Below are 15,346 nucleotides of genomic sequence, written 5' to 3'. Positions count from 1 at the left end.
TGAAAGCGGCAAAAAAGAGTGATATAATAAACTGCTTTAATAAAAATGTGAAAGAAACGGACAGACTATCATGCGGATCAATATTTTAGGCGTTGGCTTTGATAATGTGACGATGGACGAGGCGCTTGCGCGCGGGGAAGAGCTTTTGTGCTCCGAGGGTGCGCACTATGTCGTGACGCCCAATCCCGAGATCGTGGAGACCTGCCGCGCGGACGCCGCGGCGAACGCTGCCGTTAACGGCGCGGACCTTGTGCTGCCGGATGGCATCGGCATCGTGTACGGCGCGAAAATTCTGCACCAGCCGCTCAGAGGCCGCGTGCCCGGCATCGAATTCGGCACGGGCATGATCGAGCGCTGCGCCAGGCTCGGTAAGAGCGTTTACCTGCTCGGCGCGAAGCCGGGTGTTGCCGAGCAGGCGGCGGAAAACCTCAAAAACCGATTTCCCGGCCTTGTGATTGCCGGCACGCACGACGGCTATTTTAAGGAGGATGCCCCCATCGCCGCGGAGATCAAGGCGAGCGGCGCGGACATGGCGCTCGTGTGCCTCGGCGCGCCCAAGCAGGAGCTCTTTATGGCGAAATATGGCGAGGCGACGGGCTGTCATCTGCTGATGGGCCTTGGCGGCTCGATGGATATTTTTGCGGGCGTCGCGCAGCGCGCACCGGAGTTCTACTGCAAGCATAATTTGGAATGGTTCTACCGCCTCATCAAAAATCCGTCCCGTATCGGCCGTATGATGAAGCTGCCGCTCTTCCTTGTCCACGTTTCGGGGGAGAAGCGCAAATGAGCGGCAAGCTGATCGTATTTGAAGGCACGGACGGCTCCGGCAAGGCGACGCAGAGCAAGCTGCTCTTCGAGCGGCTGCAGCGCGAGGGCATCGACTGCCGCAAGCTCAACTTTCCCCGCTATGGGGAAAAATCTGCCGCGCTCGTCGAGCTGTACCTCGGCGGCGCGTTCGGTACGCACCCGAGCGATGTGAACGCCTACGCGGCGTCGACGTTTTACTCCGTCGACCGCTACGCGTCCTACAAGCAGGACTGGGGCAAATATTACGAGGCGGGTGGACTTCTGATCGCTGACCGCTACACGACCTCGAACGCCGTGCATCAGGCCGGCAAGCTGCCGGACGGCGAGCGGGAGAAATATCTCGACTGGCTTTTCGGCTTTGAATACGGCCTTCTGGGCCTGCCCGAGCCGTCGCTCGTCTTTTATCTCGATGTGCCGACCGAGCTGACCGAAAAGATGATGCGCGAGCGCGAACAGGCGACAAACACGAAGGCCGACATCCACGAGCAGGACGAAGCTTACCTGCGCGCGTGCCGCGAGAATGCGAAAAAGGTCGCCGAGCGCTGCTCTTGGCAGCGCATTGGCTGCTCGAAAGACGGCGCGATGCGCACGGTCGAAGACATACACGAGGAAATTTACCGCCGCGTGACGGAACTTTTGAAGGCTTGACCACATCAAAAACAAGTGAAAAGGGGACGCTCACGCGCCCCATCTTCACAGGAGGAGAGTGCCTTAGCAGCAGCAATCGTTGCTGTTGCCGCAGCCGCAGTTGTTGCTGCAGCCACAGCCGCAACCGCAGCCATTGCCGCACCCGCCGCAGCCGAACAGCACCAGAATGATGATGAGGATCAGCCACACGCAGCTATTGTTGTTATTGCACATTTTCGTTTCACCTCACTTGTCATGCCCTATCCTATGCGCGAGCGCGCAAAGGTGAGCCTGACCGATAGAAAAAGGTGAGGGAATTTCAAATCAGCAAGGAGGAGCTATGAGCTACGAGGACAACTACGATCAAACCGCCCGCTGGGACGCCGAGAGCGTCCGCGAAGCGGAGCAGCGCACGCAGCACCGCTCCACGCGCAGCAGCGCCGAGCGGCAAAAACTGAAGAAGAAAGGGCAGCGCCGCCGCTTTACGCTGTGGCTCGCGTTCGTGCTCATCACGTCGGCGATCCTCGCCGGTGTGGGCTGGCTGCTGGCGAACGACATGTGCTCTTTCAACAAGGCACCGGTCGAGACGACCATCGAGATCACGCGCGACGACAACCTGAACACCATCGCCACGAAGCTCCACGACGAGGGGCTCATTAAGTACAAGTGGTTCTTCAAGGCGTTCGGCAGGCTCCGCCACGCGGAAAGCCGCATCGGCATCGGCACCTACGCCGTCGACAGCGACATGGACTACGACGCGCTCATCAACCGCATGAGCAACAAGAACGCGTCGCTCACGGCGAATACCGTTAAAATTTCGATCCCCGAGGGCTATAATGTCCGCCAGATCATCGCGCTGATGGACAAGTATGGTGTCAACACGGCGGAAAAGCTCACCGACGCGGCGATGAACTCGGACTTCAACTATTCGTTCATCGACAACAATAAGAAGGGCGACCTGACACGCCTTGAGGGTTATCTCTTCCCCGATACCTACGAGTTCTTCGTGGACGAGGACCCGACGCACGCGCTGTCGAGACTGCTCGACAACTTTAATACAAAGATGAGCGATGAGCTCATGCAGAAGGTCGAGGCCTCCGGCTATTCGCTCAACCAGATCTTGACCATCGCCTCGCTCATCGAAAAGGAGACGGATGGCACGGACCGCGAGAACATCGCGTCGGTCATCTATAACCGTCTCAACAACATCGGCGAGACGTATCACAAGCTACAGATCGACGCCTCGCTCATTTACGGCCTTGGTGACAACTACACCGGCACGCTCACGAGCAGCGACCTCAATTACAACACGCCCTACAACCTCGCGATGTACGAGGGCTTGCCGCCCACGCCCATCGCGAACCCCGGTCTCGCCTCCATCCAGGCGGCGCTCGAACCGGCGCAGACGAACTACTACTTCTACGCGCTCGGCAAGGACGGCGTGCACCACTTCTTCAAGACCTACGCGGAGCACTCGAGCTTCGTCAGCTCCAGCCAGTACGCAGGCTAACATAAAATGACGCGGCAGCGTGGCTTATGCCACGCTGCCGCTTTGAAAGAGGACAACGATGAGAAGAAAACCCGAGATCCTCGCCCCGGCGGGCGATATGGAAAAATTGCAGATGGCCGTGCTCTACGGCGCGGACGCAGTGTATTTGGCTGGTACGAGCTTCGGCATGCGCTCGTTCGCGGGCAACTTCACGCCGGAGGAGCTTCCCAAAGCGGTGAAGTTCGCGCACGACCATGGTGTGCGCGTCCACGTGACGGTGAATACGATGCCGCGCAACGACGAGGTCGCGCGCCTGCCCGAGCACTTGGAGCGTTTGAACGACGCAGGTGTCGACGCGCTTATTTTGGCCGACCTCGGCGCGTTTACGCTCGCGGGGAAGTACGCGCCGAAGTGCGAGCGCCACATCTCGACCCAGCAGTCTATCGCCAACTACGAGTGCGCCCGCGCGTGGTACGATTTAGGCGCGAAACGCGTAGTACTGGCAAGGGAAGTATCTTTACAGGAAATTCGCGAAATGCGCGCGAAAATTCCCGAGGAATTGGAGATAGAGACCTTCTGTCACGGCGCGATGTGCGTGAGCTATTCGGGCCGCTGCCTTCTCTCAAACTACATGACCGGCCGCGACTCGAACCGCGGCCAGTGCGCCCAGCCCTGCCGCTACCAGTATGCGCTGATGGAGGAGAAACGTCCGGGCGAATATTTCCCCGTCTTCGAGGATGAGAAGGGGACCTACATCATGAATTCGCGCGATATGTGCATGATCGACCATTTAGACGATATCATGGACGCGGGCATCGACTGCATCAAGATCGAGGGGCGCGCGAAGTCGGCCTACTACGCCGCCATCGTCACAGGTGCATACCGCCATGTGCTCGACGACGTCGCCGCGGGCAGGGAAGTCGACCCCGTATGGCGCGATGAGGTAGAGCATGTGAGCCACCGCCATTATTCGACGGGCTTTTACTACGGCCAGCCCGGGCAGTATTACGACAATTCGCGCTACATCCGCGACTGGCAGGTCTGCGCCGTCGTGACGGACTGCGATGCGGACGGCAACGCGACGCTGTCGCTGCGCAACAAGTTTGCCGCGGGCGACGAGATCGAGCTCGTCGGCCCAAACAGCCGACCGTTCACGATGACCGCGCCCGTGATGCACGACCTCGAGGGCTTCGAGCTCTACGAGCCGCGCACACCGCAGACGGTGTTTAAGATGAAGCTGCCGCGCTATGTGCCGCCGATGAGCTTTGTGCGCCATGCGGTTTCTTTGAGCGCAAAGGATTAAAACGCTTTTTCGCGCCCTTTCGGGCACGGGGGGGATAGGCAGCGCCGAAGGTGCTACACCACATTTCCTGCGAAGCGCAGGGGTGCGGATAAGGGAGGGGTATCTCTTTTTCAAAAAGAGATACCCCTCCCTTACACCCTCCCAGAGAAAATTTCCATTGCAAGCGAACAGATTGAAGAGCTGCAAAGCTTGCCGATTGCACTGCCCATAGCGCGGCAAAGCCGCGTTTAGCATTGCAAGACGATTTGGCCTACTCCTACTATCCGCTGCTGCTCTGCCAGTCTCGTAGTAGTGCAGCCTAATTTCCGTCTAACGGAGCACTCCACAATGCGGCGAGCGAAGCAATGCCGCATTCGGTAAGCAGTCTGCCGCCGTTCTACCGTCACTCGCGCCTCACGATAGTAAGGCGCGGTTGCTGGATGTGTCGAATCGCAGGGATTCATGGCGAAGCCATGTACGCCGCACCCGATTGCGCAGCGCGTGCAGCTCTTTAAGCTGCAAACTGCCAATGTCGGGGGTCGAGGGGTCCTCCCCTCGCGTTCTCTTGGGGGTCCAAGGGGGATATTCTCTCACGTGAGAGAATATCCCCCTTTCCCGTGCAGCGCCAAAGGCGCTGCTTTTTCCCGGAGACCTTTTTAACCGTTTCGGAAAAACGCTTCCAACTTCTCTGTGCTGTCATCTCCGAGGAACGCATCAAGCGCCGCATCCATCGCGCTGCGGCCAAAGTCGCTGTAAATGCCCACATGCTCGACGCCCTCGTAGAAGCGGACATTTCTTGCGCTGTGGCTGGGCGCGGCGTCGTAGGCTGCACCCAGTGCTTTGGCGGTTTTCAGCTCGTCGTTCGCGCCGCCTAAATCGCGGCAGTCGTACAAGAGCCGCGCGAGCGCCGCGTGCGAGGCCGCGCTGATCTTGTCGAGCTCGCTGACCGTGCCTTTTTTTCTGAGGCCTGAGAGTACCGAATGCTTCCACTGCAAAATGTCGATGGCCGACTTCATGTCCTTTCGTGCTTCGAACACATTGGCAAAGCCGTCGCACACACGCACGAGCGACGTCACCGCGCGCAGCAGCGCCATTGAAAGATAGGGTACGCCCTCCTCGCGCCGCTCCTTGACGAGCGCGAGCAGACAGCCGATCTGGTCGTCGAGCAGCCCGCAGGCGTTGTTCTCCTTGAAGAGCGCGAGCGCGCGTTCCCAGTCCTCCATATCGAGCAGCACGTTCGCCATGTCTAGTCGAAGCGACATTTCACTCACCTGCGGGTCGCTGTTCTGCGGCAGCAGACGGATAGCGTGCGTCAGTAAATCGAGCGCGCGGCGCTGCAAGGCCTTGTCTTTCCGCGTGCCGCCCGCCATCTCGAAGAGCTTGGCACACTCGTAGACGACGGTAAAGGTGTTCGGAAACTTTTGCAGCGCCTTTTCCGCCTCGGCAAGGCCCTCGTCATATCTGTCCTCGCGGCGCAGGACCTTCAGCCGCTCGCTGACGCTCTTTCGGTCGTTCGAGCGCAGCCGATAGCCCAAAAGCGCGTCGACCGACAGGTCGAAAAAGTCCGCGAGCTCCATCAGCATCGGGATCTCCGGAAGGCTCTGCCCCCGTTTCCCTTAGTTAAAGATATTGTTGGGTATCTCAAGATGTGTCATTCGATTTTGCCGATAAAGCGGTAGAAGATTTCCACTTCCTGTTCCCGGCTTCCGTCCTCACTTTTGACCGCTTCATGGACAAGGATTTTTTCAATCAGCGTATTCAGAAGTTCAGCCGTCAATTCTGTGGGATTGACATACTGTTTCATCAGACCTATCCACTTTTCAGCGTCAACCGCTGTCTGGGCGGCGGTCTCCATCGCTTCGTGAAGCCGTTCAATTTTTACGTCCAATTCTCGCTGTTCGCCCTGATACTTTTCGGACAGCATATTGAAATTGTATTCTGTAATGCGTCCGGCAGACCAGTCCTCATACATTTTTGCAAACAGGGTGTCTACTTCTGCTTTGCGCTTTTCCGCCTTTTTCAGTTCGGCTGTCTGCCGCTTCCTTGCAGTATTGCGTTCCTTGTCGCTGGCGTTAAGTAGCCGTTTCAGAAGTTTGTCCCCATCCTGCTGTGCCAGCACAGACCAGTATTGCAGACGGGAAAGGACATAGGCGTAAAGCACATCATAGCGGATATAGTGCATGGAACACTGGTGCAATCCTTGCCCGTACTTGCTACAATGGTAGTGGGCATAGGGATTTTTGTTCTGGCTGTTCATACCATAGGCCAGCGACCAGCCGCAGTCCGCACATTTTACCAGCCCGGAAAATATCTGTGTTGTGCCGTTCTTCTGCCGTCTGCGCCTGTTGCAAATCTGCTCCTGTACTTGACGGAACACATCTTCGGAAATAATCGCTTCGTGGGTGTTCTCCACACGATACCATTCCTCTTTTGGCTTGCGTACTTTCTTCTTGTTTTTGAATGAAATGTTGGTCTGCTTATTGTGGACGCTGTGTCCGATATAGGTTTCCTCTTTCAGAATACTTTTCACCTGCGCTATCGTCCACGCATAGGCTTTTTCCTCCGGCGCTCCGGCATAGATATTTGCGAAAGTGCCGTATCTCTGGAAATTCAGCCAGCCGGGAGTAGGTACTTTTTCTTCGACCAAAATCCGTGTAATGCTGGCGGCTCCCCGGCCATGAACGGCAAGGTCAAAAATCTTTTCGATAATCCACCTTGTTTCCGGGTCAATCAGAAGATGGCCTTTCTTATCTGGGTCTTTGACATAGCCAAGCGGAGCATAGGCTCCATAGTGTGCGCCATTTGCGAACCGTGTCCGCATGGCCGCCTTTACCTTTTTGCTGGTCTGGCGGGCGTGCATTTCATTCAGAATGTTGAGGAATGGGGCAAGCTCATTCTCTCCGTTGATGGTGTCCACATTGTCATTGACAGCGATATAGCGGACGCCTTTGCTGGGAAAGTAGATTTCCGTGTACTGGCCGGTCAGAATGTAGTTTCTGCCTAAGCGGGATAAATCCTTCGTAACAACGCAGTTGATTTTCCCGTCCTCAATGTCATCAATCATTCTCTGAAAATCCGGCCTGTCAAAGTTCGTTCCAGACCATCCATCGTCGATATATTCATCTATGACATTCAGGCCATGCTCGGCGGCATATTGCCGGAGCATCATGCGTTGTGTCTGAATACTCCCGCTTTCTCCTTGCAGTTCATCGTCCCGGCTCAATCTCATATAAAGCGCCGTGTTGTAAATCGTAGTATTGTAAGGTTGTTTCACCGTAAAAATCCTCCTTCTAAAGAAACAACCCACGCTTACAATACTTTTGCTCTATGGCAATTATATCATAAGCGTGGGCGTGTTATCAATGATGGGCTATCAGGTTGAAGCGGCTTTTTCTGCGGTATGCCGCACCACATCTACAATCAGATCACCGAGGGGCTTCCCGCCTGCGGCGAAGTGTTCGGAGATTTTTATACGGTTGTTCCCACATACAAAATACTGCGTGCCGTTCTCTGCTTGTATAACCTGCCCTGTTCGGGGTGTAAAAATATCGCTTTCACTTTTTGCCATCCAGTGTCCTCCATATTCAGTTTTCAAGGTACAATGCCGCACAGAGGCGGCGAAAATTTCTGCTTATATCTATCACCTTTCCTTTACCGTGTGCCGCTGCTGACGTTTCAGTTCCGCCAGTATATCCGGCGGGATACGGTCAACCAGCCGCTGTAAATTGTCCAGTTCGCTTTTCAGCTTTGCCCGTTCCATCGTATCTTTCATCTTTCCTTTTTCGCTGGCCTTTGCCCTTGCTTCCAACTTCTCATTTTCCGCCAGCAGGTCATTGATTGTGACCTTGTACTTTTTCAACTGCCCGGAGAAATTCTCCATCTGCGGGAACCACTTTTTCAGCATGGAGAGGGCTTCCTCTTTTTTCTTTCCGGCGTTCAGCGGGTTAATGCCGTCCAGTGTGGCTTCAATGGCTCTTGCCTGCCGGGAGAGGGAAACCGCCTGTTTGAAAAGCCGGGTGGGGATATGCTTCCGGCCTGTCCTGCTGGCGCTCTCCCCACGCTCCAAGTCAGGATATTTCTCCACCATATAGGCGTGAAAATCGTCCTGCCACTTCGTCAGGTTTGCCCGGTTGCCGATAATCTCCTTTGCACACAGGCGGTTGTCCTTTGTCAGCGGAACAAAGGTCAAATGCAGGTGGGGCGTTTTCTCGTCCATGTGTACCACCGCCGACACGATATTTTCCCGTCCTACCCGGCCAATGAGGAAGTCCGCCGCCCTCTGGAAAAACGCCTGTATCTCCTTTGGGGATTTCCCCTTGAAAAACTCCGGGCTGGCAGTTACCAGCGTATCGACAAACCGTGTGCTGTCCTTGCGGGTTCGGCACCCGGCCTGTTCAATGCGGTTTTGAATGAAATGATAGTACCTGCCCTCTGGCTTGACGATATGAAAGTTGTACTTGCTCCGGCTTGTGTCAATGTCGGGGTTGCTGGCGTATTGTTCTTTCTGTCTTTCGTGATGGGCTTCCAGCGGCCTTGCCGGGTTGCCCTTGTGCTTCTCAAACCGCAAAATTGCGTGTTGTGCCATTCTGCTCCTTTCCCCATTCCTTTCCTATCCGGGGTTTTCCACAGGGAAAATCCCGCAGAAATTAGCTCGGATAGGATTGGAATGGATAGAATATAAATAAATCTTTTTAATCTTTGTATTTCTATATACCGTCCGGTTTTCGTACTTCCGGGGAGTGATTTCCTCACTTCATAAGTACGGTTTTCAGCCCTCCGGCGTACCAGAACCGGATTTCTTGAAGTCGGTGTTTGGAACCGCTTCATAGGATTTTGGGAAAATGCGGTTGGGTTTTCCACAGCCCTGCTTCTGGATCTCCACCAGCCCGGCGTATTGCAGTTCCCGCAGGGTGTTTACCGCTTTCTGCCGCCCACAGTGGAGCAGGTCAACCACCTCGCAGATGGGATAGTACAGATAAATCCGTCCGCAATCATCCGCCCACCCATTCTTGCGGGATAACTCTGTCCGGCGCAGGATAAAGGCGTACAGAACCTTTGCCTCGTTGGACAAGGGCTTGAATGTGGGGGCTTCAAAGAGGAAATTCGGGAGCCGGGTGAAGCTGAACGCCTTTTCCGGCTGATGGATATAGATGGTATTTGTCATAGTGCGTTTTGTGGACGGTTAGAAGCCCGTTTTCCGGGGCGGGCGATACTTTATACCACCAGCCCCGGTTTGGGGCTTGCGAAGCCTGATAAATCAAGGCTTTTTTCGCTCCTAACTGTCCACAGCAGACCTCCTTTTCCGTTCACTTTCTGTTTTCTGCCGCCTGTGAACTCTGGCGGCACAGCCGGGGCAGTATTTTGCCCGGTTGGATTTGGGGACGAACACACCGCCGCAGACCTCACAGCGTTTCAAGTCCTTATCCCGGAAAATCTCCGCTTCCAGCGTCCCGTCCAGCGGCAAGACCGCCCAGCGGAACCACTTACAGCAGACCGAGAAAGAAATCGTCTGCGGACAGGTGCAGGTGTCCCCATCGTCAAGGACAATGCAGTTGCCGTCCTCACAGCAACAGCACTCCCGGCGTATCAGGCTGGCCGCCTGTTTTCTCTGCGCCGGGGTCATGCGGTAAAGGGAACCGTCCGGCCTGCGTTCCAGCGGCGGCAAGTCTTTATAGGGGTTATCTCTCATGCGTTCCCTCCATTTTGCTTTCCGTTGCCGTTCTCCCCGAAAAGGTTTCCTGCCCCATTCCTGCGGCGTGTTCCGGCGTTGGCACGCTCCTCGCAACTTCGGGACATTTTGTCCCGAAGTCCGACTCCTTGCGGTGCTTCCCCAGCCGGGGTATTCCTTTTCGGACGGTCATTCTGTTTTCAAGGTGCCGTCCATCGATGAACTACCCTAAGTCTACACGAAAAAAATGCAATTCCCGGAATATTGCGAGAATTGCATTTTGATGAAGTTTACACTTTGGATATTGCATTTTTGCAATCATTCTGTATAATGGAAGTATGCGGAGGAGGTGCGTATCTATGGCTTTACCCGGAACACCCGGACAGCGGATTTCCGATTTATGCAACGGGAACCACATCACACAAAAGGAACTTGCGGAGAAGATAGGGGTTTCCGCTTCCCAGTTGAGCCGCATTGTCAGCGGCGAAACGAGAACGGTCAGCAGTGATATTCTCATAGGCGTGGCAAAGGAATTTAAGGTATCGACAGACTACATACTGGGCTTATCCACCGTGAGCGTCCGTAAAAGCTACGATATTTCTGAATTAGGCTTGTCCGAGGGAGCCGTGAGGGGGCTCGTGACGGGTGCTGTTGATGTGCAAATCCTCAACCGCCTGTTGGAACACAGGAATTTTCCTAAGCTGATAGATTTGATACGGATTTATTTTCAGGACACAGCGGCAAAAGGCATAACAGCAAGAAACCAGCTTATCGAGATAGCAACGGCTTCCCTGTCCGACCTGATGAAAGAACACCCGGAACACCGGGCGGAAGCAAAGCAGGATTTACAGCTTTTGAACGCCCAGAAGATGGGGGAACATGAGGCGGAGATTGAGAAAATCAAAAATGTGTTCCTTGCTATCCTGCGGGATATTAAGAAAGACATTGACAACGGGGAACAGCCGGGAGAAGCTGTGACCGCCGCGATGTTCCAAGCCATGCGGGACGCATTGGCGGAACAGAAGCAAAACCCGCTTTCCATTGACGATGTAGCGGCGATGGTTGCCGGACAGATCGGACAGCTTACGCCGATGGATGAAGAAACTGCCGACCTGTTCAAGCAGTTGGCAAAAAAGATGATGAAAGGAATAGAATAATAGCCTGTTATTCGAGATAATAATATGCCATTAGTAAAGCATGACTACCCTGTTTTAGAGTACGATACCGCATCAAAAGCTGTTTTTCAGCCGGGAAATGGGAAAAAATGTTTTCCTGCAAAAGCAGTGTTTGCTTTTTTAGGAGACGAGGTTGAAAATTATGCACATACCCATGATGGAATACAGATAGATGAATTTGAAAGTGCAACAAGACGATATCCTATTTATGAATGTCTTTATAATCAGGAGAAAATATGTCTATGTCCGGCTCCTGTGGGAAGTGCTGCTGCCGTCCAAGTTTTAGAATATTTAATTGCAGGGGGTGTAACAAAGATTATTTCCGTCGGCTCCTGCGGCGTATTGGAAGACATCCCGGAAAATAGATTTTTGATACCTGTTTCTGCATTGAGAGATGAGGGAACATCTTACCATTATCTTCCTCCCTCCCGAGAAGTAGAGATTTCAAAGGCTGGTATAAATGCGATTGAATCTGCTTTAAGCCAAAAGAATATACCATATTGGGAAGTTAAAACATGGACAACAGACGGTTTTTATCGAGAAACAGTAGAAATGGTTCAGTATCGGAAAGAAGAGGGATGTCAAGTAGTAGAAATGGAATGTTCCGCATTGGCGGCGTGTGCAAAATTTAGAAAAGTTACATGGGCTATGCTGCTTTTTTCAGCCGATACTCTTGCAGACCCTCATAAATACCAAGAAAGAGAATGGGGAAAAACAAGTATATCCATAGCCTTAGAATTAGCCTTAGACGCTGTTTTATCAGTTGTTGAGGAGTAAAAATAAATACATATAGGAGTTACAATGAATATAAATGAATTTCCACAACAAGTAAATCAAGTTATTTCAATAGCAGAAACCATATTACAAGGTCAAATATTGGGGATATATTTATATGGTTCAGCAACAATGAATGGGCTGCGTCCAGATAGTGATATAGATATACTGATAATTACTAAGCAAGAATTGAGTAATTCAATCAGAGCAGATCTAACAAAGCAATTATTGAAAATTTCTGGCTCCGTAGGCTGTATTGAAAAAAGACCTTTAGAGGTAACTATTATCAATCAATCTGATATTGTTCCGTTGCAATTTCCGCCAAAATGTCAGTATATGTATGGTGAATGGCTAAGGGGAGAGATGGAAGCAGGAGAATATCCGCAAGCCTGCAATGACCCAGATATAATGATTTTATTATGGCAAGCAAGAAAAAATAGCATAACTTTGAAGGGGGCGGAAAGCAAAGAGCTTATTCCCGCTATCCCATTTCACGAAATTAAAAAAGCAATTCGGTTTTCTTTACCTGGTTTGATTTCCAGCTTTAAGGGTGATGAAAGAAATGTGTTATTAACCTTATCACGAATGTGGTTTACTTTAGTAACAGAAGAAATCACGACAAAAGATGTTGCCGCAAAATGGGTAATTTTAAAATTGCCGGAGAGATTTTCCCCCCTGCTAACAACGGCAAAGGAAGCTTATTTGGGAAATTTGTCTGATGAATGGGAGACAGTAGAAAAGGAAGCGATGGCACTTGTAGAATATATGAAAAAACAAATTGAGGAATTACTTAGAACAGAGTAGCAAAGTTAGCGGGGCCAATCAACGGTCAAGATGAACGGCGCATAAATGCGCCGCCGTTGACAGTCCCGCCCGTCTTTGCTGATGGGCAATCAAGGCGGGAAAGCCCTAAAATGGCTTCCCGCCCATTTCAATCTTGAGAGAAGAAACGCTCCAAAATCAGAAAGAGAGCGGTAAATCTGAATTGCGAGGGAGAATGTAGATGAATCAAGGAAGAATTATTGTGATTACAGGTTCGCCGGGAACAGGAAAGACAACAACTGCGTCGATTGTCGCAAAAGAATCGAACATGGATAAATCTGTGCATATGCACACAGACGACTTTTTTCATTATTTAAGCAAAGGAGCAATACCGCCGCATTTACCAGAGTCCAACGAACAAAATTTAGTTGTCATTGAAGCCTTTTTAGAAGCTGCAAAGCGCTATGCCCGCGGCGGATATGATGTAATTGTAGATGGAATTGTCGGGCCGTGGTTTTTAGAACCATGGAGAGCCCTTGTTCGAGAAGATTATGAAGTACACTATATTGTTTTAAGAGCCAGTAAAGAAGAAACTATGAAACGAGCTGTGGAACGTTCAAAATTAGACAGAAAAACAAATGTTGAATTAGTAGAAACAATGTGGGAGCAATTTTGTAATTTGGGGATATATGAATCGAATGTTATAGAAACGACAACCTATTCTATCCAAGAGGCTGTTTTTGCAGTAAAAGAAAAAATTTCAAGTGGAGCCGCATTGCTATCTTAAACGATTTCTAAAAATCGAAATTTCATTTATCAGAGAAATAGCAAAGCCAGTCAACGGTCAAGATGAACGGCGCATTTCATGCGCCGCCGTTGACAGTCCCGCCCGTCTTTGCTGATGGGCAATCAAGGCGGGAAAGCCCTAAAATGGCTTCCCGCCCATTTCATTATGAGAAAAGAAACGCTCCAAAATCAGAACGAGAGCGGCCAAGCACTTTGAGGGATTGGCCGCCTTGTCCACCCATTCAGCGGGACGGCGGGTGGCGGTCAAGGCCGGGTGTAAGCCCGTTCATTTCAGCCTTGACGGTTGCCCGCTGTCCTGTTACTTTTCCGGGAGTGTAGCCACAACTTCGGGACACTTTGTCCACAAGTCGGAGCGTAGGACGAGGGACGGGGGCTTTCATATACGCCCAGTCTGCTGTTGAAACCAGACCTGTGCTTACGGCTCTACGCCACGCAAGCACAGCCCTGTTTTCCTGCCGCTTCAAATGCCCTTGCCCTCCCCGGCGGCAACGGCATTTTCACGGCAACGCCGACAGAGCGTATAACACACTACACTTTGCTTCGCAAAGTCGTGTGCCAAATGGGGGCGTTGCCCCCTTTGGAAACCCCCACAAGAAAAGGCGGTACGCTACCCCTCCACGGGGCGCATACCGCCTTTTCTTGTTATCCAGCCCTCCGGCTGTATCGGTTGAGCAAAAGTCCGCGTGGGATTGATGTGGTATCTTTAACTTTGGGAAACTCCCTGCTCCCACTTGCTCACCGCCGCAACGGAGACGCCCATCGCCTCGGCCAGCTGCTCCTGCGTCAGGCCCTCCTGCCTGCGGTAAAAGCGGATCTGATCTGCCACATGATTTTCCATACACTTCTCCTTTCGCGCCCCGCTTAGGGCGCTGTTTCTTTCCGTGTCCACAGTATAGCGCCGGAGAGCATGAAAAAACAGCGACCATCAGTAAAATTGGTTGAGAACTTTTTCAACCAACGGTTGAATTTTAGTTGTTGCTGCCGCGCAAAAGATTTCTCTTGTCATCATACGCGCCATCGTGTAGAATACGTTCGATATCATTTCATGCAGGAGCAGCTTCTATGATCTTGAACCAGCGGCGCATCCCGATCCTTGACCCGCAGCGCCTTTCGAATTGAACTTATGCTTTGATTCGAAAGGAGAAAACCATGAATAACCCCATCAAATCACTCACACGGCGCGAATGGTGCCTCTGGCTCGCCTCGCTCGCCGTCGTGCTCATCGCAAACCAGATAACGCCTGAGCTCGATCCGCTCACGATGACGGCGGCGCTTGTCGGTGTCACATCGCTTGTGTTTGCGGCCAAGGGCAACGTGTGGTCACAGGTGTTGATGATCGTATTCAGCATTCTGTACGGCGTGATCTCGTTCCGCTTCCACTACTGGGGCGAGATGATCACCTACCTCGGCATGACGCTGCCGATGGCCGTCTGGTCGACGGTCACGTGGCTCAAAAACCCGTCGAAGGAAAACGGCAGCGAGGTCGCGATCCAGACGCTTGCGCGCAGACACCTCGCGGCGCTGGCCGCCAGCACCGTCGCCGTTGCGGCGGTGTTCTACTACATCTTAAAACTGCTCGATACGCCGAATCTCTTTTTCAGCACCGTGTCGATCATCACGAGCTTTCTCGCCGCAGCGCTGACGATGCTGCACTCGTCCTACTATGCCGTGGGCTACGCGGCGAATGACGTCGTGCTCATCGTGCTATGGATCATGGCGTCGATGGAAAATCCGGTCTACATCCCCGTGGCGGTCAACTTCGCCATCTTCCTGCTCAACGACCTCTACGGCTTCATAAGCTGGAAAAAGCGCGAGGTCTTGCAGACGGCCTGACATGTTTTACCGCATAAAAAGACACCCTCTTTTTGAACTGCACCCCATTTGTTAGACAGTATGATATACTATCTAAGAAGTGGGGTGTTTTGCTATGCCAAAAGGAGTACCAAACAAACGAT

At 52.5% G+C, this 15,346-nt stretch carries 17 protein-coding genes; 9 read left to right on the top strand and 8 right to left on the bottom strand.

The annotated features are described in order from the left end of the window. Positions 1-70: 70 nt before the first annotated feature. Both NI20_RS0111020 and NI20_RS0111015 read left to right on the top strand, forming a co-directional pair. Positions 71-787 (top strand): WecB/TagA/CpsF family glycosyltransferase, encoded by a 717-nt coding sequence (locus tag NI20_RS0111020; protein WP_033121452.1) that lies wholly within the window; start codon positions 71-73, stop codon positions 785-787. Further along, positions 784-1,455, top strand: coding sequence for a thymidylate kinase (locus NI20_RS0111015; RefSeq protein WP_033121451.1), 672 nt, complete (start codon positions 784-786; stop codon positions 1,453-1,455). Before NI20_RS0111020 ends, NI20_RS0111015 begins: the two co-directional genes overlap by 4 nt. A 63-nt stretch (positions 1,456-1,518) precedes the next feature. Here the strand turns inward: NI20_RS0111015 and NI20_RS15445 are convergent, their stop codons facing one another. After that, positions 1,519-1,668: a hypothetical protein gene (locus NI20_RS15445; protein ID WP_177612571.1), complete on the bottom strand. Its 150-nt coding sequence runs from the start codon at positions 1,666-1,668 to the stop codon at positions 1,519-1,521. A 106-nt stretch (positions 1,669-1,774) separates the two neighbouring features. Between NI20_RS15445 and mltG the strand changes: the two genes are divergently transcribed. Further along, the gene (gene mltG / locus NI20_RS0111010; RefSeq protein ID WP_033121450.1) at positions 1,775-2,944 is read left to right on the top strand and encodes an endolytic transglycosylase MltG; all 1,170 of its coding nucleotides are present in this window, start codon (positions 1,775-1,777) and stop codon (positions 2,942-2,944) included. Between the two features lie 58 nt (positions 2,945-3,002). Then, a complete protein-coding gene (locus tag NI20_RS0111005) occupies positions 3,003-4,226 on the top strand; it encodes a U32 family peptidase (RefSeq protein WP_033121449.1) in 1,224 nt (407 codons plus the stop codon). A gap of 635 nt (positions 4,227-4,861) precedes the next feature. On the opposite strand, the gene NI20_RS0111000 is transcribed toward NI20_RS0111005, so the two are convergent. The 6 genes from NI20_RS0111000 to NI20_RS0110975 all read right to left on the bottom strand — a co-directional run bounded on the left by NI20_RS0111000 (position 4,862) and on the right by NI20_RS0110975 (position 9,894). Continuing rightward, positions 4,862-5,788 (bottom strand): lipopolysaccharide assembly protein LapB, encoded by a 927-nt coding sequence (locus tag NI20_RS0111000; RefSeq protein WP_033121448.1) that lies wholly within the window; start codon positions 5,786-5,788, stop codon positions 4,862-4,864. A gap of 68 nt (positions 5,789-5,856) precedes the next feature. After that, positions 5,857-7,434: a recombinase family protein gene (locus NI20_RS0110995; RefSeq protein WP_154410947.1), complete on the bottom strand. Its 1,578-nt coding sequence runs from the start codon at positions 7,432-7,434 to the stop codon at positions 5,857-5,859. Positions 7,435-7,578: 144 nt separating this feature from the next. Continuing rightward, entirely contained in the window at positions 7,579-7,773 is a 195-nt protein-coding gene (locus tag NI20_RS0110990) for a hypothetical protein (protein ID WP_002334813.1), read from the bottom strand. Between the two features lie 72 nt (positions 7,774-7,845). Next, a complete protein-coding gene (gene mobV / locus NI20_RS0110985; protein ID WP_002334814.1) occupies positions 7,846-8,790 on the bottom strand; it encodes a MobV family relaxase in 945 nt (314 codons plus the stop codon). 183 nt (positions 8,791-8,973) lie between these two features. After that, positions 8,974-9,369 carry a replication initiator protein A gene (locus NI20_RS0110980; protein ID WP_002588752.1) on the bottom strand — a complete coding sequence of 132 codons (396 nt, stop codon included), beginning with the start codon at positions 9,367-9,369 and terminating at the stop codon, positions 8,974-8,976. Between the two features lie 111 nt (positions 9,370-9,480). After that, positions 9,481-9,894, bottom strand: coding sequence for a cysteine-rich VLP domain-containing protein (locus NI20_RS0110975; protein WP_002588751.1), 414 nt, complete (start codon positions 9,892-9,894; stop codon positions 9,481-9,483). A gap of 338 nt (positions 9,895-10,232) precedes the next feature. Here NI20_RS0110975 and NI20_RS0110970 point away from each other — a divergent pair, with 338 nt between their 5' ends. The 4 genes from NI20_RS0110970 to NI20_RS14705 all read left to right on the top strand — a co-directional run bounded on the left by NI20_RS0110970 (position 10,233) and on the right by NI20_RS14705 (position 13,371). Then, the gene (locus NI20_RS0110970; protein ID WP_002578724.1) at positions 10,233-11,030 is read left to right on the top strand and encodes a helix-turn-helix domain-containing protein; all 798 of its coding nucleotides are present in this window, start codon (positions 10,233-10,235) and stop codon (positions 11,028-11,030) included. A gap of 24 nt (positions 11,031-11,054) precedes the next feature. Continuing rightward, entirely contained in the window at positions 11,055-11,825 is a 771-nt protein-coding gene (locus tag NI20_RS14710) for a nucleoside phosphorylase (protein ID WP_002578723.1), read from the top strand. A gap of 24 nt (positions 11,826-11,849) precedes the next feature. Beyond that, positions 11,850-12,626, top strand: coding sequence for an aminoglycoside nucleotidyltransferase ANT(9) (gene ant(9) / locus NI20_RS0110965; protein WP_052084611.1), 777 nt, complete (start codon positions 11,850-11,852; stop codon positions 12,624-12,626). A gap of 199 nt (positions 12,627-12,825) precedes the next feature. Beyond that, positions 12,826-13,371: an AAA family ATPase gene (locus NI20_RS14705; protein ID WP_002578721.1), complete on the top strand. Its 546-nt coding sequence runs from the start codon at positions 12,826-12,828 to the stop codon at positions 13,369-13,371. 723 nt (positions 13,372-14,094) lie between these two features. Here NI20_RS14705 and NI20_RS14690 read toward each other — a convergent pair. Then, the gene (locus NI20_RS14690; RefSeq protein WP_081958486.1) at positions 14,095-14,229 is read right to left on the bottom strand and encodes a DNA-binding transcriptional regulator; all 135 of its coding nucleotides are present in this window, start codon (positions 14,227-14,229) and stop codon (positions 14,095-14,097) included. Positions 14,230-14,540: 311 nt separating this feature from the next. On the opposite strand from NI20_RS14690, the gene pnuC reads away from it, so the two are divergent. Continuing rightward, positions 14,541-15,224, top strand: coding sequence for a nicotinamide riboside transporter PnuC (pnuC, locus tag NI20_RS0110960; RefSeq protein WP_033121446.1), 684 nt, complete (start codon positions 14,541-14,543; stop codon positions 15,222-15,224). The last annotated feature ends 122 nt before the right edge of the window (positions 15,225-15,346 follow it).

This window comes from Oscillibacter sp. ER4, from assembly GCF_000765235.1.
GTDB classification, from domain to species: domain Bacteria; phylum Bacillota; class Clostridia; order Oscillospirales; family Oscillospiraceae; genus Hominicoprocola; species Hominicoprocola fusiformis.
The sequence above is the reverse complement of the archived record's forward strand: the minus strand, read 5'-3'. Positions and strand labels throughout refer to the sequence as shown.